General features: G+C 37.1%; 43 protein-coding genes and 1 pseudogene. 41 read left to right on the forward strand and 3 right to left on the reverse strand.

The annotated features are described in order from the left end of the window. The first annotated feature begins 12 nt into the window (after positions 1–12). The 18 genes from ACKTT2_RS44470 (at position 13) to ACKTT2_RS44555 (ending at position 7,944) form a co-directional block, all read left to right on the forward strand. On the forward strand, positions 13–228 hold the full coding sequence (locus tag ACKTT2_RS44470) for a hypothetical protein (RefSeq protein WP_407898737.1): 216 nt from the start codon (positions 13–15) through the stop codon (positions 226–228). A gap of 64 nt (positions 229–292) precedes the next feature. Beyond that, the gene (locus tag ACKTT2_RS44475; protein ID WP_407898739.1) at positions 293–931 is read left to right on the forward strand and encodes a hypothetical protein; all 639 of its coding nucleotides are present in this window, start codon (positions 293–295) and stop codon (positions 929–931) included. 30 nt (positions 932–961) lie between these two features. Next, positions 962–1,375 carry a hypothetical protein gene (locus ACKTT2_RS44480; RefSeq protein WP_407898741.1) on the forward strand — a complete coding sequence of 138 codons (414 nt, stop codon included), beginning with the start codon at positions 962–964 and terminating at the stop codon, positions 1,373–1,375. A 111-nt stretch (positions 1,376–1,486) separates the two neighbouring features. Beyond that, a complete protein-coding gene (locus ACKTT2_RS44485; protein ID WP_407898743.1) occupies positions 1,487–1,651 on the forward strand; it encodes a hypothetical protein in 165 nt (54 codons plus the stop codon). Continuing rightward, the gene (locus tag ACKTT2_RS44490; RefSeq protein ID WP_407898745.1) at positions 1,632–1,919 is read left to right on the forward strand and encodes a hypothetical protein; all 288 of its coding nucleotides are present in this window, start codon (positions 1,632–1,634) and stop codon (positions 1,917–1,919) included. The genes ACKTT2_RS44485 and ACKTT2_RS44490 overlap by 20 nt, the downstream gene beginning before the upstream one ends. Further along, positions 1,912–2,595, forward strand: a complete 684-nt coding sequence (locus tag ACKTT2_RS44495) for a hypothetical protein (RefSeq protein WP_407898747.1) — start codon at positions 1,912–1,914, stop codon at positions 2,593–2,595. The genes ACKTT2_RS44490 and ACKTT2_RS44495 overlap by 8 nt, the downstream gene beginning before the upstream one ends. A 66-nt stretch (positions 2,596–2,661) precedes the next feature. Beyond that, positions 2,662–3,069 (forward strand): hypothetical protein, encoded by a 408-nt coding sequence (locus ACKTT2_RS44500; RefSeq protein ID WP_407898749.1) that lies wholly within the window; start codon positions 2,662–2,664, stop codon positions 3,067–3,069. A 33-nt stretch (positions 3,070–3,102) separates the two neighbouring features. Next, positions 3,103–3,291, forward strand: coding sequence for a hypothetical protein (locus ACKTT2_RS44505; RefSeq protein ID WP_407898751.1), 189 nt, complete (start codon positions 3,103–3,105; stop codon positions 3,289–3,291). Continuing rightward, complete coding sequence (locus ACKTT2_RS44510) at positions 3,282–3,467, forward strand: hypothetical protein (RefSeq protein ID WP_407898753.1); 186 nt, start codon at positions 3,282–3,284, stop codon at positions 3,465–3,467. The genes ACKTT2_RS44505 and ACKTT2_RS44510 overlap by 10 nt, the downstream gene beginning before the upstream one ends. 323 nt (positions 3,468–3,790) lie before the next feature. Continuing rightward, on the forward strand, positions 3,791–4,087 hold the full coding sequence (locus ACKTT2_RS44515) for a hypothetical protein (protein WP_407898755.1): 297 nt from the start codon (positions 3,791–3,793) through the stop codon (positions 4,085–4,087). Between the two features lie 10 nt (positions 4,088–4,097). Continuing rightward, positions 4,098–4,331 carry a hypothetical protein gene (locus tag ACKTT2_RS44520; RefSeq protein WP_407898757.1) on the forward strand — a complete coding sequence of 78 codons (234 nt, stop codon included), beginning with the start codon at positions 4,098–4,100 and terminating at the stop codon, positions 4,329–4,331. A gap of 64 nt (positions 4,332–4,395) precedes the next feature. After that, positions 4,396–4,764 (forward strand): hypothetical protein, encoded by a 369-nt coding sequence (locus tag ACKTT2_RS44525; RefSeq protein ID WP_407898759.1) that lies wholly within the window; start codon positions 4,396–4,398, stop codon positions 4,762–4,764. A 927-nt stretch (positions 4,765–5,691) separates the two neighbouring features. After that, positions 5,692–6,087, forward strand: coding sequence for a hypothetical protein (locus ACKTT2_RS44530; protein ID WP_407898761.1), 396 nt, complete (start codon positions 5,692–5,694; stop codon positions 6,085–6,087). Positions 6,088–6,181: 94 nt separating this feature from the next. Continuing rightward, positions 6,182–6,355, forward strand: coding sequence for a hypothetical protein (locus tag ACKTT2_RS44535; RefSeq protein WP_407898763.1), 174 nt, complete (start codon positions 6,182–6,184; stop codon positions 6,353–6,355). 97 nt (positions 6,356–6,452) lie between these two features. Next, a complete protein-coding gene (locus ACKTT2_RS44540) occupies positions 6,453–6,863 on the forward strand; it encodes a hypothetical protein (RefSeq protein WP_407898765.1) in 411 nt (136 codons plus the stop codon). 294 nt (positions 6,864–7,157) lie between these two features. Beyond that, the gene (locus ACKTT2_RS44545) at positions 7,158–7,307 is read left to right on the forward strand and encodes a hypothetical protein (protein WP_407898767.1); all 150 of its coding nucleotides are present in this window, start codon (positions 7,158–7,160) and stop codon (positions 7,305–7,307) included. A 260-nt stretch (positions 7,308–7,567) separates the two neighbouring features. Beyond that, positions 7,568–7,693, forward strand: coding sequence for a hypothetical protein (locus ACKTT2_RS44550; RefSeq protein ID WP_407898769.1), 126 nt, complete (start codon positions 7,568–7,570; stop codon positions 7,691–7,693). Beyond that, positions 7,690–7,944 (forward strand): hypothetical protein, encoded by a 255-nt coding sequence (locus tag ACKTT2_RS44555; RefSeq protein ID WP_407898771.1) that lies wholly within the window; start codon positions 7,690–7,692, stop codon positions 7,942–7,944. Before ACKTT2_RS44550 ends, ACKTT2_RS44555 begins: the two co-directional genes overlap by 4 nt. Before the next feature lie 203 nt (positions 7,945–8,147). Here ACKTT2_RS44555 and ACKTT2_RS44560 read toward each other — a convergent pair whose 3' ends face one another. Together ACKTT2_RS44560 and ACKTT2_RS44565 are read right to left on the reverse strand one after the other, a co-directional pair. Beyond that, positions 8,148–8,624, reverse strand: coding sequence for a lysozyme (locus ACKTT2_RS44560; protein ID WP_407898773.1), 477 nt, complete (start codon positions 8,622–8,624; stop codon positions 8,148–8,150). A gap of 47 nt (positions 8,625–8,671) precedes the next feature. After that, on the reverse strand, positions 8,672–9,409 hold the full coding sequence (locus tag ACKTT2_RS44565) for a hypothetical protein (RefSeq protein WP_407898775.1): 738 nt from the start codon (positions 9,407–9,409) through the stop codon (positions 8,672–8,674). A gap of 136 nt (positions 9,410–9,545) precedes the next feature. Here ACKTT2_RS44565 and ACKTT2_RS44570 point away from each other — a divergent pair, with 136 nt between their 5' ends. From ACKTT2_RS44570 to ACKTT2_RS44605, 8 genes are all read left to right on the forward strand, one after another. Next, positions 9,546–9,686: a hypothetical protein gene (locus ACKTT2_RS44570; protein WP_407898777.1), complete on the forward strand. Its 141-nt coding sequence runs from the start codon at positions 9,546–9,548 to the stop codon at positions 9,684–9,686. A gap of 17 nt (positions 9,687–9,703) precedes the next feature. Then, on the forward strand, positions 9,704–10,117 hold the full coding sequence (locus tag ACKTT2_RS44575) for a hypothetical protein (RefSeq protein WP_407898779.1): 414 nt from the start codon (positions 9,704–9,706) through the stop codon (positions 10,115–10,117). A 57-nt stretch (positions 10,118–10,174) separates the two neighbouring features. After that, positions 10,175–10,591: a hypothetical protein gene (locus tag ACKTT2_RS44580; RefSeq protein ID WP_407898781.1), complete on the forward strand. Its 417-nt coding sequence runs from the start codon at positions 10,175–10,177 to the stop codon at positions 10,589–10,591. Further along, positions 10,588–10,803, forward strand: a complete 216-nt coding sequence (locus ACKTT2_RS44585) for a hypothetical protein (RefSeq protein ID WP_407898783.1) — start codon at positions 10,588–10,590, stop codon at positions 10,801–10,803. Before ACKTT2_RS44580 ends, ACKTT2_RS44585 begins: the two co-directional genes overlap by 4 nt. Before the next feature lie 46 nt (positions 10,804–10,849). Beyond that, positions 10,850–11,077, forward strand: a complete 228-nt coding sequence (locus ACKTT2_RS44590; protein ID WP_407898785.1) for a hypothetical protein — start codon at positions 10,850–10,852, stop codon at positions 11,075–11,077. A gap of 7 nt (positions 11,078–11,084) precedes the next feature. Continuing rightward, positions 11,085–11,543 (forward strand): macro domain-containing protein, encoded by a 459-nt coding sequence (locus tag ACKTT2_RS44595; protein ID WP_407898787.1) that lies wholly within the window; start codon positions 11,085–11,087, stop codon positions 11,541–11,543. Next, a complete protein-coding gene (locus ACKTT2_RS44600) occupies positions 11,540–11,788 on the forward strand; it encodes a hypothetical protein (RefSeq protein WP_407898789.1) in 249 nt (82 codons plus the stop codon). Before ACKTT2_RS44595 ends, ACKTT2_RS44600 begins: the two co-directional genes overlap by 4 nt. An 85-nt stretch (positions 11,789–11,873) precedes the next feature. Next, positions 11,874–12,539, forward strand: coding sequence for a hypothetical protein (locus ACKTT2_RS44605; protein ID WP_407898791.1), 666 nt, complete (start codon positions 11,874–11,876; stop codon positions 12,537–12,539). A gap of 28 nt (positions 12,540–12,567) precedes the next feature. Here the strand turns inward: ACKTT2_RS44605 and ACKTT2_RS44610 are convergent, their stop codons facing one another. Further along, a complete protein-coding gene (locus ACKTT2_RS44610) occupies positions 12,568–12,837 on the reverse strand; it encodes a hypothetical protein (RefSeq protein WP_407898793.1) in 270 nt (89 codons plus the stop codon). A gap of 361 nt (positions 12,838–13,198) precedes the next feature. On the opposite strand from ACKTT2_RS44610, the gene ACKTT2_RS44615 reads away from it, so the two are divergent. The 15 genes and pseudogenes from ACKTT2_RS44615 to ACKTT2_RS44685 all read left to right on the forward strand — a co-directional run bounded on the left by ACKTT2_RS44615 (position 13,199) and on the right by ACKTT2_RS44685 (position 19,995). Continuing rightward, positions 13,199–13,819 (forward strand): hypothetical protein, encoded by a 621-nt coding sequence (locus ACKTT2_RS44615; RefSeq protein ID WP_407898795.1) that lies wholly within the window; start codon positions 13,199–13,201, stop codon positions 13,817–13,819. A 59-nt stretch (positions 13,820–13,878) separates the two neighbouring features. Then, positions 13,879–14,241, forward strand: coding sequence for a hypothetical protein (locus ACKTT2_RS44620; RefSeq protein ID WP_407898797.1), 363 nt, complete (start codon positions 13,879–13,881; stop codon positions 14,239–14,241). After that, complete coding sequence (locus ACKTT2_RS44625; protein ID WP_407898799.1) at positions 14,225–14,593, forward strand: hypothetical protein; 369 nt, start codon at positions 14,225–14,227, stop codon at positions 14,591–14,593. Before ACKTT2_RS44620 ends, ACKTT2_RS44625 begins: the two co-directional genes overlap by 17 nt. 50 nt (positions 14,594–14,643) lie before the next feature. After that, on the forward strand, positions 14,644–14,922 hold the full coding sequence (locus ACKTT2_RS44630) for a hypothetical protein (RefSeq protein ID WP_407898801.1): 279 nt from the start codon (positions 14,644–14,646) through the stop codon (positions 14,920–14,922). A gap of 7 nt (positions 14,923–14,929) precedes the next feature. Continuing rightward, on the forward strand, positions 14,930–15,433 hold the full coding sequence (locus tag ACKTT2_RS44635) for a hypothetical protein (protein WP_407898803.1): 504 nt from the start codon (positions 14,930–14,932) through the stop codon (positions 15,431–15,433). Between the two features lie 84 nt (positions 15,434–15,517). After that, positions 15,518–15,925, forward strand: a complete 408-nt coding sequence (locus tag ACKTT2_RS44640; RefSeq protein WP_407898805.1) for a hypothetical protein — start codon at positions 15,518–15,520, stop codon at positions 15,923–15,925. Between the two features lie 111 nt (positions 15,926–16,036). Continuing rightward, the gene (locus ACKTT2_RS44645) at positions 16,037–17,002 is read left to right on the forward strand and encodes an AAA family ATPase (RefSeq protein ID WP_407898807.1); all 966 of its coding nucleotides are present in this window, start codon (positions 16,037–16,039) and stop codon (positions 17,000–17,002) included. A 52-nt stretch (positions 17,003–17,054) separates the two neighbouring features. Continuing rightward, positions 17,055–17,294: a hypothetical protein gene (locus ACKTT2_RS44650; RefSeq protein WP_407898809.1), complete on the forward strand. Its 240-nt coding sequence runs from the start codon at positions 17,055–17,057 to the stop codon at positions 17,292–17,294. 212 nt (positions 17,295–17,506) lie between these two features. After that, on the forward strand, positions 17,507–17,791 hold the full coding sequence (locus ACKTT2_RS44655) for a hypothetical protein (RefSeq protein WP_407898811.1): 285 nt from the start codon (positions 17,507–17,509) through the stop codon (positions 17,789–17,791). 240 nt (positions 17,792–18,031) lie between these two features. Then, positions 18,032–18,202 (forward strand): hypothetical protein, encoded by a 171-nt coding sequence (locus ACKTT2_RS44660; protein ID WP_407898813.1) that lies wholly within the window; start codon positions 18,032–18,034, stop codon positions 18,200–18,202. A gap of 127 nt (positions 18,203–18,329) precedes the next feature. After that, a complete protein-coding gene (locus ACKTT2_RS44665) occupies positions 18,330–18,482 on the forward strand; it encodes a hypothetical protein (protein ID WP_407898815.1) in 153 nt (50 codons plus the stop codon). Positions 18,483–18,575: 93 nt separating this feature from the next. Then, a complete protein-coding gene (locus ACKTT2_RS44670) occupies positions 18,576–19,073 on the forward strand; it encodes a single-stranded DNA-binding protein (protein ID WP_407898817.1) in 498 nt (165 codons plus the stop codon). Positions 19,074–19,225: 152 nt separating this feature from the next. Then, positions 19,226–19,384: pseudogene (locus ACKTT2_RS44675) on the forward strand (DUF3850 domain-containing protein); the annotation flags it as partial. Positions 19,385–19,540: 156 nt separating this feature from the next. After that, positions 19,541–19,744, forward strand: coding sequence for a hypothetical protein (locus ACKTT2_RS44680; RefSeq protein WP_407898819.1), 204 nt, complete (start codon positions 19,541–19,543; stop codon positions 19,742–19,744). A gap of 8 nt (positions 19,745–19,752) precedes the next feature. Beyond that, the gene (locus ACKTT2_RS44685; protein ID WP_407898821.1) at positions 19,753–19,995 is read left to right on the forward strand and encodes a hypothetical protein; all 243 of its coding nucleotides are present in this window, start codon (positions 19,753–19,755) and stop codon (positions 19,993–19,995) included. Positions 19,996–20,041 lie beyond the last annotated feature (46 nt).

Here is a 20,041-nt window from a genome sequence, read left to right on the forward strand (position 1 = left end):
GGGGAAATAACCATGCCACATTTGAGACAACTAGCAGCAGAAATAACAGCGTCAAAAAATCGAATCAACCGCGATTATATATCTGAAATAATCGCGCCATTATCACTCGAGGATAAATCAAACCTCACAAATATGGAAACATTGGAAATACGTAGTAGGTATGCTCTCAATGAGCTTGAAGCTAACGAACTCTGGTTTCGTGTGAGTCAGAGTGTTGTTCGTTGTTAATGGAAGAGAGGTCTTCCAAACACTGTTACAATAAAATCACTTTATTTCAAATTGGAGAATTATCATGTTCAACTTATCCCCTGTAGAAAAAATCTCTGCTTTCATTAACCTTGGTAATCGAGCCAAGGATATCAAATGGTACGCGCTATCCAACGCTTGTTTCGTACAAATACTATCACTATTATCAGATGTAACAGATGAAATAAATGATACTGTTTTTCTAACCGTAGAATCTCAAGAATGGGGTTACGACCACAATCAAGCGTATTACGATTTAGCTCTAGTAGCTACAAGAGATGAATCACTATGTATTCCTGTACCATTACTATCTAAAAATGCCGCATTTTCATTCATGAAGGTGGCAACTCTTGTATATCGAGAGGAACATAAGCGCGAAACAGAATGGGGAGTAGCGGCAGACTACCAACAATTGTTAGATGAATTTGTATTGTTATCTCTGAAATGGGATTACCCATGCTATCTTAGTTGGTGGACAGAACTTGACGTTATCGAACCGCCTGAAGACGAGAAGAACCAGTGGGAAAGATTTTTGCGTCTTCTCCCGCAAGTACCGGAAGTCATTTATGACAGAGGTACTACATACCATGAAATTCACAACTACAAAATCTACAAATACGAGGGGTCTACATTTCCCTCTTGTTTGGATTTGACTAAAAATAAATTAGTCAGTGTTGTTGAATAGTTTGTAACACATCATTTCAGAAAAATCATTATGTTATACATAGTTAGTTTCAATGTCAAAGGAGAATTAAATACTCGCGAATACGCAGTTGAGTCAAGCCCTGAACTCATTCAGGAAGCAGCATATAAGTTAGCTGCTAACGAAACAGGTAGTGAGGATAGTCACGAATCCATCTACCAAAATTACTACGGACTCGATTGGCAACCGATCTCTTGCACAATCCAAGCATTTGTTGCGGATGGATCTTGTGTATCCATCGACCAAACAAAGGCAGTAGAAAAAGCTCTTGCTCGTAAGCTGAATTGGTCAGAAGTACCAGATACTCGCGATGAATTCGGCAACTTTTTCCAGTGCTACTTCCGTTTCGTAGTAGCACCAGAAGAATACGAGATAGCGATCGTCGCCATTGAACAATATAGGAGCAAAATAAGAGATTACAGATAACATATCTCGTAAAAATTTTCAATGACCTACTGTGACTGTAAAAAATTTGGAGTAATAAAATGTTCAAAGCGTTTTATGTTAGTTTCTTTGTTTAAGAAACTAACAGATATTATGACAGAGGATTCATGGAGAAGGAAGATACCGGAAGCAGTTGAAAACGATTTAGGTTGTGAAGACATCTCGTCTTATGTAGAGATGTTGAATGAAATACTAAATACTGAGTTGAATCTAACTAAGGTAGATGGTAAGAGTCAAGATGATATATGCCCTTCGTGAACACAACGAACACGCAATACAAGAACTCGATGAAATATTGCGTGTTTTCATGATAGATATCACTCAGATGATAGTACCGGAATGGGCGGCGGATTTTCCGGTTGCTCGCTGGTTTATTGGATACTATAACCCATACATCTCATGGAAATATAAATACCTTGAGATCGGCGCATTTGATACCGCATCAACAGATGAAGTGTATCAGAGGTTGTGTGGGATGATAAACACCAAGTTCACCATTTTTTCTACCAAGGAGAACCATGAGTAATTACTGTGATATATCCTATTCATCAAACGACAATCTCATCGTTACTCTGACAGATGAAGCTAAAGAGCAACTCGACTATCTGATTGAGATGGAAATGTCGAGAGGTGCAACATACGAAGCTGCTTGTGCTCAAGACGGCATCTTCATTGATTTGTTTGAATACCACCTGTGTAACGGATGGTCAACGGTACTTCCAGAAGATATCGGCGCTCTAACAAGTGGACTACTGTTACGCTCACCAGAAGGGAAAATATATTGGGATGAAAGTTATGCTGTCAGGTCGTTGGTAGACGACTTGGTAGAAAAAGGGAAGTGCGTACTGTTGTATGGTGATGATGAGGATAATGAGATGGAAATGGAACACCAAGCAGTGGATAGAAAAATGGAAAAATTAATTATCAGACTATTAGATGATGGTATTGTATTCTTTGTCAACGACATTCTTTATTTCGATATCAAGAAAGACAGCGTTTCTCCAGTGTTTAACAAGAACGTGGATACAGAGTATGTTGTGTACGCGCCGGGTGAATGTAACACAATTAGTATCGTATTTGAATTAGCAGGTGTAATCGCCGCTAACTTCAACAACGTACTTACACTACCGCAGGTGCTTCCGAATATCATGGAAGGCGTTGCACCTGATATGAAGTACGAAGTGCAGGATTTTCGTAACTAAACACTAATTTCATGCAATTAAAATACACCTAGCTCATTAATCAATTGAACTGTAAAAAAGGAAATCATGACCATCGAAGTATTTAATCACAAACCACCATATATTGTTAATGAAAATCTGCTGACAATTGTAGAAACATACGAAGACGATGATTTTACTCCATTGGAAACAATAGATTTATCAAAAATAGATTTTGTTGATTGGAGATATAATTGCATTATTGTTAACGGATGCAAATTACCCGTAGAAGCACAAATAATCAAAGCTTTGAATCATTGGTATTTTATACAAAACAACACATCTACTAAAAAAATCAACAACCGACAAATCACAACAATATTAGCGGCACTTCGATTTTTTCAAAGTCGATATAGTTTCAATAAAGACTCGTTTTTAGATGACCATTTCGAGTATTATTCCCCACTCTCAAATCAAGAAATTGACGAATTATGTGAATCTCTGAATTTTGACTAAAAGTTCCATCCATCAGTAATCAATGAGGTAATTATGATCCGCAATCAAAGAGAATTAGAATTCGTCAAAGAGCAACTACGTCTAACGAAAATATCCAGTTACCAACGGCAGTTGTCTAACATGGCTGAGAAATTAGCAGACGATCCCATAGAAAGGGAGAGGAACGAATTGATAATACAAGAGTTAGAAAAACAATTGGAGTTGTTACAGTCATGCAATTAACCAACCAACAAGCTGCCACTATATTAGTAGCACTTCAATATTTCAACAGCAATTACGACCGCGAAGACAAAGAACGCATATTGCCGGGATACCAGATACTCGATGATATGGAGATCGACGTTCTCTGTAGAGCGCTATCGAAACAACTAAATATTGACACTAGTAGATTGTGTTAGTTTCTCGATAATTCTGGGAATACTAGCTGACAACACACACCTAATCCCGCACCAAACAGGTTGCGGGTTTTTATCATACATAGGAGTTTACATGACTACTATCACACATTTTTCTACTCCATTCCATCTTGTTGGCGATGACGATGATGTAGGCAATCCACCATCTGAACCATCCCTACCACAAGAATAACGCTAAGGTCGCCCACAACACGTCTGTAGTTCTCGTACTGGGGCGGTACAAATAAACAGTTACATACGTCTTCATGAACCTCCTGACCGTAAATCAGGAGGTTTTTACATATCAACTTACTTGGAGAACCAACATGGGAATTTACATAGTTCGTACTTACACAATAGATGTACTTGGTTATATCTGGCAGCCTGGATGCAGTGTATGTCACATGGAGTACAATCTGAATTCATACGATTTGGAGAATATCAGCGAAACTGGCGAGTATACACGAGAAGAGGTAGAAAAATGGTTACTTTCTCATAGTGGTGATTTCCAGAGCATTGTCGATTTCAAATGCTCGTTTGGTGATGAATTCGAGTCAGACTGGGAAAATCCAGAATCTGGAGACATCTACTGTGACATTTACAGCGAAAGTTTAAATTACTAGAGGTTAGAAAATGCAGTACAACATCAACACATTTATTACCAACATCTTCATCAGCAATCTGCCCTATATTGCCGGACTGCCGCTAGACCAGCAAATACCAACACTTAACAACCTAGTAGCCTCAGTGATGAACATGAAGTTTGCCGGACTTTGTTCTGTTACAGAAGCAGATTTGAACGAAGCGTTAGAAAAAATTCAGTTGGAATGCACTAAGCATCAACTGGAATACACGCTCAATCAATAGTAAACGTGCGGCGTTTCAGATATACGCCGCACGAGAAAAACCTTATATACATGGGAATTATATCATGACAACTACATTACCGAAACTGGATGAGTTCACTTTCGCTTACATTGAAGCAGCGCTCTGGTCGTCTCTTGATGATGACGACGAACCCATGGATAAACATTACTCAATCGAAGACATCCATGTTTTTACTCTAGAGGAAATGATTGCTGATTGCCATAGTTTTCAAGAAAAAGCTGGCGATCGCTTACACAACAACTGGGAACAAGCTGGTCATGATTTCTGGCTAACTCGTAATCGTCATGGTTGCGGATTCTGGGATGGATTCTGGGATAAAGAGCTAGGTAAAGAACTCACCGATTTATCCCACTCGTTTGGTGAGTATGATTTGTACGTAGGAAACGATGATTTAATTTATGGGTATCCTTAATGACTGATTTAGGTTTGATATCGGGTTTTTAATTTAGAGCGGTTTAATTGGTTTATTTCTATTATCCAGATCCTTGGAATCTCTATAAGGAAATCTACGAAAATAACTGGCAATCAGAATCCACAAATGAACCCGTAGACTTACTACCAATATCTGAGTGGTAATTTACAAATCGTACCTGTAACTCGTCATTACAGGTACTGTTTTACATAAGATATCAAAAAATCTTAAAGAAAGTGGAAATTATAAAGTTCTAATACACGAGTCACATAAGAAAAACTAATTTGATTTTACAAAAATTGTAAAGTAGGATCGAACAACATAGGTGTTTTGGGTGAGAACAATATGATTTATTTCACAAAAGAAGATCGTGAAGAAAAAGATAAAGAAAAAGACAATGACGATTGGAGTTACCTAGAATCCCTCATTAATGAGGTGCTGAACTCATAAACAAACGGAATTCAATACCGTTACTTATTCAAACAGGTGGTAGAAAAATGTGTCTACCACCTGTTTGTTTATATGAGGATGCATTATGTTCATTGGGGAAGTATTCGCTACAGTAGCGGTATTGAGTGAAGTATCTTATGAAAACAAAACTATCAAAACTGTATTAGTATTGGATAGAACGAACATATCATACGAATTATTTACGGTTGACTATATCAACGAAACACAAATATTCGTTAATAGTGTATGTTCGATAGAACCAGATGAGTATAGTGTTGATGAACTAATCATCATCTACCAAAGATACAAGGAGGTTTGTTGTTAAGTATTAATGAACCTGGTATTGACGTAATGAATTGAATAATGTGTTCAATATCATCATTAAAAAACAGTATGCGCTATAAATATAAAGGTAGTAACTTGTATTTAGGACTTACTACCACAAAGTTCAAATAATGAGAGCAAAGGATTGTAGAAATGGAAGTGAAATATGTCAGTTTCGATGGTCGGGAGTTTTCGGACGAGTTGGAATGTCTAGCATGGGAAAACGAAAATACTCGACTGTACGACAAAAGAATTTTAGACAAATTTGACGACCAAGTGTATTACTATATGCCATCATACCGCACTGGAGAAAATAAATGGTTAGTTCATCGTGTCAAATTGATAGACATTCAAGACCAGCATAATATTGAGTGGGGATATGACGAGAACAAATATATCCCAACAAAAAAAATTGAGACGGTCTTGACTTTCCAATCAATAGATGAACCAAAAGAACCGCCGTTTGAATGCTGGACGCACGAACAATTACCAGTGCGGAATCTACAAGATTTGTTTCCATTCGATTTACAGCAAGAGGTAGGAAAATAGCAAAGCAGTAATTTTTAAGTATAAATTGCTACACAAAACGAGCGCCCAACTGTTTTCTGTGTTATGACTGTATCGACCATTTTTGGATAACTTTGTGAAACTAGTAGTATTGATTGTCGGATTTATTGTAATGGCAACACTGTTTTACCTGCTTACATTTTTTCTACAAATTATGCTAGCAGCTATGGGCATCGTATTGCCGCAAGGTATATGGGTGTTTGTAGCGTTCGGTTTAGCAGGTCTTTGTTGTGTACCACTACTTGCATAAATAACGTTCAACAACAAGTGAATAAGGTGTTCGTTGCACTCAATCGTATATATGGTTGAGTGCTTTTATTTTCTATCACTTTACATTGGAGTTTAACATGGCTATATATGAATGGTCGCATTCTCAAGAAGCTTACGATAATGTTCGCAAGCAAATTAGAGATATGGATGTAGAACAGCTACGAATAATAGCTGCTGAAATAATTACATATAGATTGACGTTAGAAAAACACAATCAACTTTCAATATTAATTGGTGACGAATGTGATGAACATCCAGTTTGTCCAACCAGTTATTTTGACGAGCAAGTTTACAGCGAAATGTTAGGGCATGATGACATGAGTTTAGTTGTAAACTGGCACAAAACGAGCACTGAAGAATTCACTGAATTGAGTGAATTCATATGGAACTTTACTTCCGAACAACGTAGTTGTTCCAATATGAGCGATGCTCATTTATGTCCCTACGGATGTCATACAGTACCTTTCAGTATTGACGAAAACGAATAATACGCTAGTATCAAAAATACAAGACCTCATTGAGGTGCTGTAGCACACGGCACCTTTTTCTACCATTGTATATTAATTAGGAACTATATGATTGACGATCCTTACGCTGTAACTGAACAAATTCCAGGACAAGAACCATCAGATAATGATGAAGAGTAGTTTATCTATTCTTCATATACTTATAAGAGTAGTATAAAGTTGTTAAAAACTTATTAAATTCTATCAGCGAAAAAAAACTATTGCTAGCATAGCTCTTGTAACTGCTATTAAATCTTATTACAGCACATCTATCCTATGCGTAAAAACACTGAAGAAACACTCGTTCGCTTTGAAATTAACTCTCTTGAGTATCAACTGTTTATATCTTTGTGCGATGAGAAACAAAAATCACCAAAGGATGAGTTAAACAAACTCATCAGAAGCTACGTTAACGAACATATGTAATAAGACAAGATGAACGGGGTGTATCTACAATAAAAATGGAGGCAAACATTGTGTACGTTAGAAAGACAAAAGACGAGTATAAAATCATGCAGTATACAGGTTTTTTGTACGGTTGGGAAGAAGTATGTTGTGAATATAGTAAGAGAGATGCGAAAGAAACTTTATCTATCTATAGACAGAATCAACCAGAATATCCTGTAAAAATTGTTAAGAAGAGAGTGAAAGTAAATGGAAACAATTGAAGTAAATACAAGATTTAAATGGTTTGGATAGTCTTGACGGAAAAACAAGCTGTACCTGGGTTGTATTTGTATCAAAGATTGGTAGATAATTATGTTTGGGAATTTTTACCGAGTCAAATTAGAGAAGGAATAGTAGAAGAATGAGAGCGTGGTTTGTACTGGGCATTGTTCATCATGAATCCAACAATGTGATTAGTGAAATATTTTTTTCAAAAGAAGAAGCCGAGAAATGGCTAAATTCGATTGACAAAACATCTAACGAGTATAATTACTATGACGATTTTGAGGTTGATAGTGAACCAATTAACGAACAATCATTGGTAAATTTGTTAGAAAAAAGTGGTAATTCATCCAGTTTTGAAGTTCAATCGTTTCGATCGACTGTATCAAGTTGAAAAGATGGGTTCTAATTAGGGTTGGTGGTAATGTATCCGTCTCGATAAAGAAGAACAACCTTGGGAATACCATAGTAAAGAAATCATTAGATGTTTGAGTGAGGGGTAATGACAAAGGAACAAAAAGATGAGCTACTTCTAATGAACGAAGTAGCTCTTTTAATGTGCGAGTACGAGTTAGCGATCGCAATTTACGACATAATTCAGATAGCAACTTCTCGTTGTGCGCGAGAGAATGCAATTTGAACATTAACACCTGTCCATACAAGACCTTCTGTATAACGGCGGCGCTTTAATCCTAGTTCTACACGACTGTCTGGATTACGGTACATCAACAATATTTTAGGTATGTCAGACCAGCGTTTCTCATGTAATGCAGATCGTAAGGTGTCAAAATTGCCACCTTTCATGAACTGCCCAAGATTGTAACAAAAACTGAGTAACGCACCACGCTGGTTATCGTTCATCTCATTCCAAAATGGAACTGTAGCGGCAATTGTTGGTAGATAACTGGTAGATAATTGATGATTCAGTAGGTGTTCGGCTTCATCTTGAGTGATGCGATCGCCTAGTTTCCAAGGTTGTCCGTTAAGTTTGACTGTTGCGCCGAAACCGATTGTTATTGGGAGATTACCTGATAAAGGATCTGGGTATGCTGATAGAAAACAAGATTCAAACAACTTTATCAATTCAACACCACATTCCGGTAATTTCGAGGATGTGGTTGTTACTTTCCCACTGGTGGGCAGGTACCAAGGTTCCAGTTGACGTATAGGAATTTCGGGTCTGTATCGCGCAACCAAGATACAACTTTTTTGGAATCTTCCACCGTGTAAAAACCTGTACACCCAGCAGTTCCTGGAGCGCCGCCACTTCTGTTTGCATCGAGATGACCTTCAATTGCCGAACGTGCGGTGGTTCCTGGCGCATCGTATTTAAAAGGTATGGACATTGCACCAAGCCCCGCACCTTGAGATGCGTTCCAGTTGTCCTTACCGTTTGCCCATTTAATAGTACCAATACGCCAACGTCCTTCGGGTAACGGTTCCATACTACCAGTTTTGCTGTCACGACCTGTACGGAAGAATTGTTTACTTGGTTGACCAGAGCAACAATTTATCTCATCAATTGCTACACCATTCTTAAAATATTGAAGTCTAAGTACAACAGCACCATATGAATCTTTACGATCGGTTCTGGTGAGATACAAATAGTTTTCACCTATTTTTTCTACCATTTCCAACAGTGCTTTCGCTGTGTCAATACCCATAGCTAAGGGATATGACATTTTTCTATCACTTTTGAACTTACTAAATGCTTGTTTAGTTAGTTCATCACAAACGCCAGTTATGGGTAGCTTGAGTATTGATTGAATATCGCGAAGTAGTTGTTCAGATGCATCTGTAATTAAAAATGCAGGCGTTTTACTATCAATTACATCTTTTAAGGTATTTGAAGTTGTCATAATGTGAATGGGGTAAATATACATCAATTATACGAGGTGAATATATGGAATTGATATTGTGGTTGTTCGTTCTCATAAATAAACAAGTAGTTCAATCATTGCGCTGTTATCGTGGTAGTGGTAGGCGATAAATAGTATGAATGTTGGAGATAGTTGGTATGACTTGTACGACCAATACGTCATCATTGCTATTGGCGTACATGAAATAGTAGTTGGTAGAAACAATGAAGTATTTGTTACCAATTATCACGATGAATGTTTTTGTAGTTTTCGATAAAAGTGGAGAACAATAATATGGGTATTGATTGTAAATGGTACATATCTTTCAGCGATGAATATATTGACGACGTTTATTCAATTCCCGATATACGAACAATTGGTTGGGAATTGCGGCGACTTATTGATGATGTTGATTGGAGAGTACGCGATGAACAATTAGTATCGGAAGAAAAGTTTTCTTGGTACAACCTAGACATAGCTATTGACGAACTTGGTAAATTATTTCCGAACGTGTTGTTTATCATCGATTACGTGGATGAAGAAGGCGATCGTGGTCGTGTATACGCGAAAGACAGATTATATTATGAAGTTGAACCGGAAATCGTGTTTCCTAATTTCAACGAAAGCTTATTAACAAATATGGAAGAAAAAATGAATCCGCCAAATTGTATAACGCTAGAACAAATTAAAGAGATGGAAAAACAATAGGTAAACAATAGGAGTGAGAAATCGCCCCTTCCATTTTTCTACCATTCAGGAGTAAGTATGTATACCGAAGAAGCGTTATCGGTTCTGTCTGATGTTGAACAATATCTAACTGCATATCCGTTCCAATACGATTGGTTCTGGTCTTGTAGTGACAATCTAGGTACTGTACTTCAATTCATTACACGTCATAGTTCTGTAGGACTTAACCGTGTTCTATGGATGGAAAATACCAACTACGTTCAGTATGAGTGGTTGAAGATATTGCGAGATTACGACGATAACAACATTGGCACACCATTAGTTACATATCTCGACATTTTACATAATATATTCACACGAGAACAGGTAGAAACAATTGTACGAGTATACGATCGCGATTATCCATATGAAGCTTTCATGGAATTGCTTCATGCGATATTGACTAACAATGTAGAAGAAGTAGAAGAACAATACGAAATGGAGGTTGCCGCATGACAACTAAACTCACACTCAGGTTGTGTGACTTTACTTCACTCATGAATCAATATATTTCTGGTGAAATAAGTCAGAATGAATTTGAATACTTGTTTCTGTGGTATCGCGTTCATCGAATTGAAGCTGAACCAGAACAGATAGATTTACTACTCTCGTTGAAAGCGCCGATTTTAATTAATGATGTGAAAGTTTTACTCAATAAATTGAATTAACACATAAGGGGTTTTGTGCCCCTTTTTCTACCACAATGAGGTAATTATGGAACTAGGCGAACCAGTATTTGAACAAGTAGAAGTTAATGGTATTCGTAATGGATACAGTATTTTACTTGTACAGTATCCGGTAGAAAAAGTGTGTGCTCTCATCAAGTATCTGAATGTGATGGTTCAGACAACTAAATTACACACAGATAAAGAGCAAGCGATCGCAAGCGCAATGCAACTCATTGAGAAGCACAACTACGCTATGAACAGTGTCCCACTATAGGTAGAAAATGAAACTTCAAATTGGTAACTTATGGGATGCGAAAGCTGATGTATATCTAGCAACCACCAATGCAGTTCTCAACAATCGCGAAGAACTCGTTATGGGTGCTGGTTCAGCGCTAGAGATGAAACAACGATACCCCGATGCACCTCAATTATTTGGTCAAGTAATTCGAGGGTTGAAAGTACCATATGGAGTAATAATACTCGAACAACTTGGTATTGGTGCATTTCAAACAAAAGATCACTACAAACACGGTAGCGATCTAACCATTATTGAGCGCTCAACTGAGTATTTAGCAAATTGGTGCGTTGTTAATCCTAATAAGTTTGTAGCTTTACCAGCACCGGGAATTGGTTATGGTGGACTTACTTACAAGCAAATACGTCCAATTATCAAGTATTTACCGGATACAGTTACGGTGTTTGTTTTTTCTAACTCTCAATTGGAGGAAAATGTAGCATGAATAATCAAGAGATTATCGATAAATACATAAAGACATATCTACGTCAGGAAGAACTGAAAGACTTGTTAAATCAAGTTGAAATTAATCATCGTCAATACGCTAGCGATTTATCAAAAGCTATTTATATGAGTGGTAATAACTCTTTGTCTCTAATAATTGAAAGCGACAATAAATTATACGCATTAATATTAGACGATGAGGGTTATATAGAATCACTAACACCGCTAACTAAATTTCCAAACTAACGTTAGACGAGTCAACCAGAGTCATTTACTTATATAACAACAAGGGAGCAACTAAGCTCCCTTTTCTTTTGAGGATACAATTTCAATGAATACCGTTTCTAAAAATACTAATGCCACCATAGTTACATTTGCGATTACTCAAGATATGTCCCCTTTCGATTATCTTGGTAAAGAACAAATGTTCGATTTGGTAGACAAAAAATACGAGTATAATACAAGATACTCCGATTTCAAGAAGGAGAAAGATAGTATAAATACTATTACAAAAATACTAAACTTGTTAGAAGTAGACAAAATATGGGTAACTGAGTCTGGTAGCCTTATGGATTGTCACCTCAAAGTTGATGTAGTGGTTAAGTACAATAATCGATACATTGGATTTCAAGTTAAATCTAGTCAGTTCGGTTTTACTAAATATGTAGAACAATGGAAAGGTAAGAAGCTCAAACCTTTTGGTTACTATAGTGTAGAAAAAAAAATGTACAATGCACCAGGGTGTGTTTGGTGCAATAGCAATAGCAAACCAATAGAATTAATGTTGGCAATTTCAAAATGGTTAAATATTCCAATCAAAGATGAGGTGAAAGATACACTCATAAAATATAAACAATTGAGAAAACTTAATGTTTTTAGCATCAGTAATGATATTGCACAACTGATGAATCTTACGATTGAGGAAATCAATACATGGGTAACACTTAAGATCGCAACATTCAAAGATGGGAAAATTACATACCTTAACTATAAATAAGACTGCTGTCTAAAGCAGTCAATCTAAATTACGTCTGGTTACGAAGTCCTAATTGCTCTTTGAGATGAGCAATCGTAAGGTTTGCTTCTACTAGCTTACGCTGACATACTTCCTCATGAGCATCTAGTTCCTCTAGGTTCTTACGTATAGAAGCGATGTCTAATATCAAGTTCATTTTATCAGCACGAAGCTGTTCGATTTCTTGATTTATCATTTTTTCTATACGTTCGCGCTCTTGTGAGATGAATTCATATTCTTTTTCCGCGAGAGATTGTTTGTGATTAGACTTAGTTATCAAATACGTAACGCTGCTTGAGATGGCGGCACTTACGATTGGTGCTAAGTCCGTTATGATGTTTTTTGTATCCATAGGACGCAGCAATATGAACAATATATTAAATAATTGGTACACCTCATATTTCGATATACTTCTGTGGATTTCATATAAACAGTTGGAATGCGAGGTTTATAATTGGTATGAGTTAACAAAAATAAAATACGATAAGTGTACCTTATTACACTATATCAGGACGCAACGCACGTACCAGAAACCTTTCACGCAACTAAATGAGAGATATGTTGGTCTGGTTTCTTACTAGGCTTAAAACACCGATAGTTTCTTTAGTATTTCACATCATATAATAGGAGAATAACACATAATGGTTTCCGAACCTGAAGAACAAATGCCACTCACCCTTTCATCAGAACAATTAGAACAACTTGCTTTGATTCCAGATCCGGATTTAAGGAAAAAGATAGAAAAGTCTTGGCTTGAGAGTTTGCTCTCAGTCAAACGTTCGTCGGTTAAAAATAATCGAAAAAGAATTCCACCAGTCCAATACATAGAGGGAATTCTTGAAGCAGACAAAGACCTAGCAACGATGCTAGAGTTGATTGTTGCTGCCGCTATGCGCTTGTACCCAGAAGTAGTTCAAAACAGTAATGACTTCTATGAGAAGTTTGTTGAGTACGAAGGGATAGAGTTCATCTGGATAATAAGTACTGTTGTATTTAACAAATCCCTTGGTTGGGGTAAGAAAAATATGGGCGGCAGACAGGATGAATTGCTGAAAACCTTGGATAACATACAGTATGAAGATGATAAAACAGAGGATAAAAAAACAGACGCTCTAGATGAATTACCTGTCGGTGAGGTAGATAATAGTGATAACGAAAATGAATCCGGCGAGGATGAATCTGATGAGACAGATGAAGAAGAACAACTTGATTCAAAAAAAACTGAACCAATTACAGCTAAACGAACAAAACGTCGTACCTAAAATCTGAAAAACTTATTGTGTGAGGCAGGTGGTTCCTGCCTTTTTCTACAGGAGATATTATGAAACTGCAACCCAAACCTCAAATTAACAAGTCAATTCAAGTTCCTTATATTGATTCCATTGAATCTATTGCTTGGGATAATGTACCGCCTACTGTATCAATTGACGAAGCGATAGCAATTGTTCGTCAGAGCGAACAGACTTTATATGATATCAATTGGCAGATTCGCCAACGTGAAAGCAATATGAGTTTTAACGAAATTGCTCTTTACGACGAACAAGAAAAATTGGTGCTGGCTAGACTACAGCATCATGATTGGTTGGCAAAAGTGTGTTCGGTGGCGCGTAGTACAGGTGCGCGTAAGTTTGTGTTTAGTGAGGCGTTGAGGTTAGCAGGAGTTAAATATGAAAGCAATCAGTAATGATGTGAAGTATAACAAGATACGTGAGATAGAGGAAATGTTGTCTCCTTATATCTTTTCAGCTATTCAATCTTGGTACGAAGATGATAAAGAATATTCGTTCGGGGATATTTTACGACAGTGGAAACGAGAAAGGAGAGAATTGGCGAACAGAATATACAATATTTCATTGATGGGATTAATCTCAGATAACGAAGACGATGAATACGAAGATTCAGAATATCCGATACATTGGAAAAATGTGATTGATGAAATCAATTACAACTACAAGTGGAAAAAATATCAATCGCCCGACCGTTTGTACAATTGTCGCGATCGTATGTGGGAATCATACGACTATTTGAACAGCTAAAACCGCCCACATTTTTCTACCACATACCACATTATCTCTGGAGTACAACTATGGTTACTTTATCTTCTATGATCCCAGATACTTTTGTTTGCGATCGACCCATATTCAACGTAGTTTTACTGGACACTGGCGTTCCTTGTTGTATGGTGGTAGCAGTATTGATGGATGTCATGGGGTATGACACCGAGAAATGTAAACTTATCGTCGTTGAGAGTTGCTTCACTGGACGTAGCGTTGTGACAACCGATCTTCAGGCATACGCTGAATTGTATGCTGTGCGGTTGTTGCAGATGGGATTAACTGTAGAGGTAGAAAAAATAATTGGATAGAAATAGTATGACGCTAACGGAAGAACAAGCGTACAATTTAGTTCAGTTCAATATCGAACGCATAACGAACGACCTCAGAGTAAAGACAACTGAACGATGGGGTGAAAATTGTGAACTCATGGAACTCACAACGTTGAAGACAGTTGCACTACTGGTGAACAAGTATTGTGACAAGTTTAACAGCGACCTTTATTTTTACTTCCGTAACAACTGGGAACATTTTCAAGAGATAGGCTGTACTCAACGTAGTAAATACGGAAAGTACGAGATATCGTATCGTACTATTATTGAATTACTAACAAAGTACGGTTATGAACTTCAACCAACGATAGAAACAATGAATGAAGTACTTGTTCCATCAGTAGACATTGGAGGAATCGATGTTATCATAGATAGCAAGATAGAATTACTTACAAAGAAGAAACACGAACTAGAGGAACGTTTAAAACAAGTGAACAATGCGTTAACAGCACTCACTATCCTCGGCTCAGTCGATTCATTATTAGCGTAAACATTATTTATATATTGGAGTTGTACGATGAAAACTATCAACATTATTTCTACACTGCTTACCGATAACGAGTTTGCTCATGAAATGATCGTAAGCTATTGTCAGTGGACAAAGCATCCAATTCCATTTACAACTTACTACAACAAGCATACATGGGCTAGAACTCAAGATGTACGTTCGATTGTGAAGAAAGAACAGCGTTTCATGAGTACCAGAACTCATAATAAGACGTTCTACACTGAACTCGGTAGCTTACACATCAGCGATAACGGTATCAGAGCGCAGATCGTGACTGACCCACGATTACTACATACCTGGCTACATAATCCATGTTCTGTAGCTGCCGCATTATTGAACAACCAACCTGCATTCAATGCGTATGTTAATAGTCGAAAGTTTGGAGCTAATCTTGACCCACGGTATAGTATTGATTATTTATACGGCGAATTCCAGAAGTCTCTTGATTCGCGTGCTCTGATAATGGCGGCGTAATAAGTTTTTGCCTAATTGTATTTTAAGGTAGTAGTCAATTGCTACTACCTTTTCTTGTAACTAGCGATTGACTACTGCTATATCGGCAGTATCAGTTAATAGGAGAAAAATATGGCATCATCTATTCGTAAGGCTAGCAAAAAGAAACAAAAAGCTCGTCTTTTGTTTTACGGATTATCCGGTGCTGGCAAGACTCGTAATGCTCTCGAAGTGGCAAAACTACTCACTTCTGAAAAAATAGTGGTAATTGATACCGAGAATGAGACAAGCTCTTTATGCTGCGACTTAATTGATTTTGACATTCTACCAATTGACAGTCCATTCAGCTTAGATAATCTAGTTACCGCATTCAAAGACGCTGAAAAATATGTCGGTGAGAGTGGTGTTATTATTATCGATACCTTATCTAAATTCTGGTCGGGTGTTGGCGGCGCTCTTGATGAAGTTAACTTTATCACTGGTGGCAACAAAGCTAAAACTCAAGATGCTTGGGGAAAAGTAACTCCAAAGATTAGCAAAGCAACAGAGACACTTTTTTCTAGCAAATCGGCGCACGTCATTGTTACTTGTCGCGTGAAATCAGAAACAATCATGGAGGAGTACACGGACTGGCAAGGTAAAACAAAAACCAAAGCTGTGAAGGTTGGTCTAGCTCCAGTGTTCAAAGATGGCTTGGAATACGAAGTTGATGCATCTTTGGAATTCAGCTTACTCACAACCAAGACTGGTAAGGATGTACAACTTATTCGTAATACAAAACCGCCTCGCATTCCTTATTTCGCAGAGTTTGAAGCAATTATTCCTCCAAATACAATGGAGGGAATGAACACTTGGAATGCAGATGAGGCAGTTTCTCATATCAAGTTCTTCTTAGAAAAAGGAGTTGACCCCGCACTGCTTAAGTTAATAGATATGTTCAACGGTAAATTAACAGAATACAAACAATTAGCAAGTATCGATCACGAGTATTCGACGCTAGATTTATCAACATTTACAGAAGAACAACTTCGGGAACACGGTAGAAAATTAGTGGCGGATATCAACACACTTAAGAACAAAGAATTAGTACCAATGTAATCACACCACAACAGGGAGGTAACGACCTCCCATTTTTCTACAAAGAAAAAATATGGAAAAACAACTGTTCACTTGGGACGGATGGGATGAAGTTGTCAATACAGCATTCTTTTTCTACAATCCCACACTCATCAAGCAGATAGGTGAGTTTCCCATTGGTCGTAAGTTCAAGTCGGCTATGGTTGACTTCGAGAATGGGAAACTTGAATTTTACGATGAAAATGATGATAAAGATGACTGGAAACTGGTTGCAACGTTTGATTTGGAATTAAGAGTGGTAGAAAATGAATGATTGTGAATGTCCAATATGTAGTGGAATTATGTTTGAGCACGTATACGAGTTAGCTGGTTTCATCTGTAGTTATTGGGTTTGCGATGAGTGTGATTACGATGTAGAGGATGAAGACGATGAGTAGATTAAACGATCTGGATATAGTTCACATTAATGAGTTGTTGCGCTCGTTGAACAACATAAATACCATGAAGTAATAGTGGAGATAAAAAATGCGTAAGTTGTATAAGATGGAGTTTATATTTTCTCGTAAGGGAACTATAACAGGTATGTTTGTTTCTACAGATGAAGAAGTCAAGCGGCTGTACAAGACAACCATATACTTCGGTGAGGTATTAGGAAAGCACAGTGATATACAGGTTGATTTACAAGGTGGCGACATCATCACTGTCACAGATGACCAAGAGTTTATTGATAAATATGTTCAGTTGATAGGTGACGTTGGTTATAATCCATTCGATTACATACAAGATGAAGAAGACAATATAGAAGAATAACTCTGTTTCCTATTTGCTAGAGTTCAGCTATTATATCTATCTGATACTGAACTATATGAACAATCTCAACACACAGGGTATAGAAACCAAGAGTAGAGATGATTACAGACAAGATATCAGAGAATCTGTCAGTAAGGATAGAACAGAACAATAGATAGAAAAAGAGAACATTAAATCCGCAGAGAGGTTGTCACGATAGTTATGGATTGGAGAACGAAGAATAACGTTGAATATTTTGAAATGGAACGTGAAGATGGTCGGAATTTCCCGATTGAGTTTTTCATGCCAGTAACTTTAGATGAACGTATCGAATGCTTCCAAACAGAAGTCGTTGAGGTATTGGGTTATCCAACTTATTGTTTCGAGTGTTTGTGGTTTTGGAACGACTACTACGATTGGGTAAATAGTTAATTGCTTGGAGAAATATATGAAACTAAAGAACGTGAAAACTGGCGAAGAGTGTACATCTAGCACATTTAATTTACATTCAGTTAATGAAATTATCGTATCCGGTGAGGATTGGTGTGATAGCTGTTATATGTCTGATTTCTTATTCTGGATTGAATCTAAAGGTGAATGGATGACTTTTGAAGATGCATGGAATGGAAAACACATACTATCGGATAACTACCATAGATGGTTTGACGAACCAACGAAACCTGAAGATATAGAACGGGGTTATTTCTTATAAAACACCCACTTCCCATTTTCATTCATCATAGTGTTATACTTGATGAACATAAACGCAGTATTCGCTAATTACTTATATAAAGGTATTTGAACTATGACTACTAACAACACTGTTCGTTACAACTTGTTTGCTCAAAGTGGTCTTGCTCTTACGGTTGAAGGATTCTTAGGGTCAGATCCGGAAGTTAAAACTGTAGATAATGGTCGTAGTGTTATGAAGTTAAGTGTTGCTGCCAATGGTGGTAGTAAAAAGCAAGAAGATGGTTCCTATCAGAATCAGACTCAATGGGTTACATTGAGCGTCTGGAACAGTGTAGATGGTGCCGATAAATTATTTGCACTAGTACAAAATCCAAGTAGCGATAAAACCAAGATTGGTAAAGGTAGTTTAGTTCGCTTTGAAGTAGATGTTGTCATGCAATTACGAGAATACAACGGTAAAGCGTACTGTGACTTCGATGTGAAAGAAGTCAAGACTTTCCGTAAGGTAATAGGCAGCTCTGGTAAATCTGGTGGTAATGGTGGCGGCAGTTCCAATAACGGTAACGTAGTTGATGATTTACCAGTATCATCTGCTGATGATAACTTCTAGATAATGTATAGGGTGGATCGCCACCCTATTTTTCTATCAACTATAAGGAGATTTATATGTTCTGTACAATTCACGATTTGAAAACATGGAAACCTTATTTCAATGCAGTACTTGATGGATTGAAAATGTTTGAGTTATGAAAGAACGATAGAGACTTTAGAGTGGGCGACTTACTAAATCTCATTGAGGTAGATGAGAACGACAACTTTAAACCAACGGGTAGGACGTTAGAAAAAAGAATAACATACATTCTACACGGTGGTAAGTTCGGCTTAGAGGAAGGTTATTGTGTAATGGGGTTGGATAATTAAAAGGCAACAGGGAACAGGGAACTCTTAACAGACTGTAAAGGCTGGGGATTTAAACTTCAATTGAAACGAGCAACTTATAGAAGATAGGGTTTTAGTTCCCTGTTCCCTTCTTCAATAAGTCGTAAAGTTTTTTATAAATATATAGGAAATAGAACAATGGAAAAATTAATTGGTTACATTATTGCTGGTATTATCGCACTTGCTTTTATGGCTATTTCTATTGCTACGATTTCGTATATCGCAATGCTCGCTTGGAATGCAGTAATTCCAACAGTATTCGGATTACCTTCAGTGACTTTCTCTCAAACAATACTTCTACTTTCCCTTGTTTCTATAGTTTCGTCATTCTTTCGTAAATAGGTAGAAAAATGAAAGAGTTTTTTACTTCAGATATTCGTGAAAAGACAATAACAATCATATCCGCGTTTTTGATGTTATTGTTAGCATTCGCTCTCGTATTTTTAATGGCTTATCCAACTATGTGGATATACAATACTATAGCTTCATTCTTTGGTATTGGTAACATAGACATTACTGGAGCATTATTCATTAATGCATTTATGTCTTGGGTATGGAATGATATTGTTAAATTAATCAAATCTAATAAATAGTAAACATATATACAGGAGACAAACGATACTCTGGTTGTTAGTATGT

Origin of the sequence: Scytonema hankhaensis NUACC26, from assembly GCF_045865695.1 — a bacterium.
Classification (GTDB): Bacteria; Cyanobacteriota; Cyanobacteriia; order Cyanobacteriales; family Nostocaceae; genus Scytonema.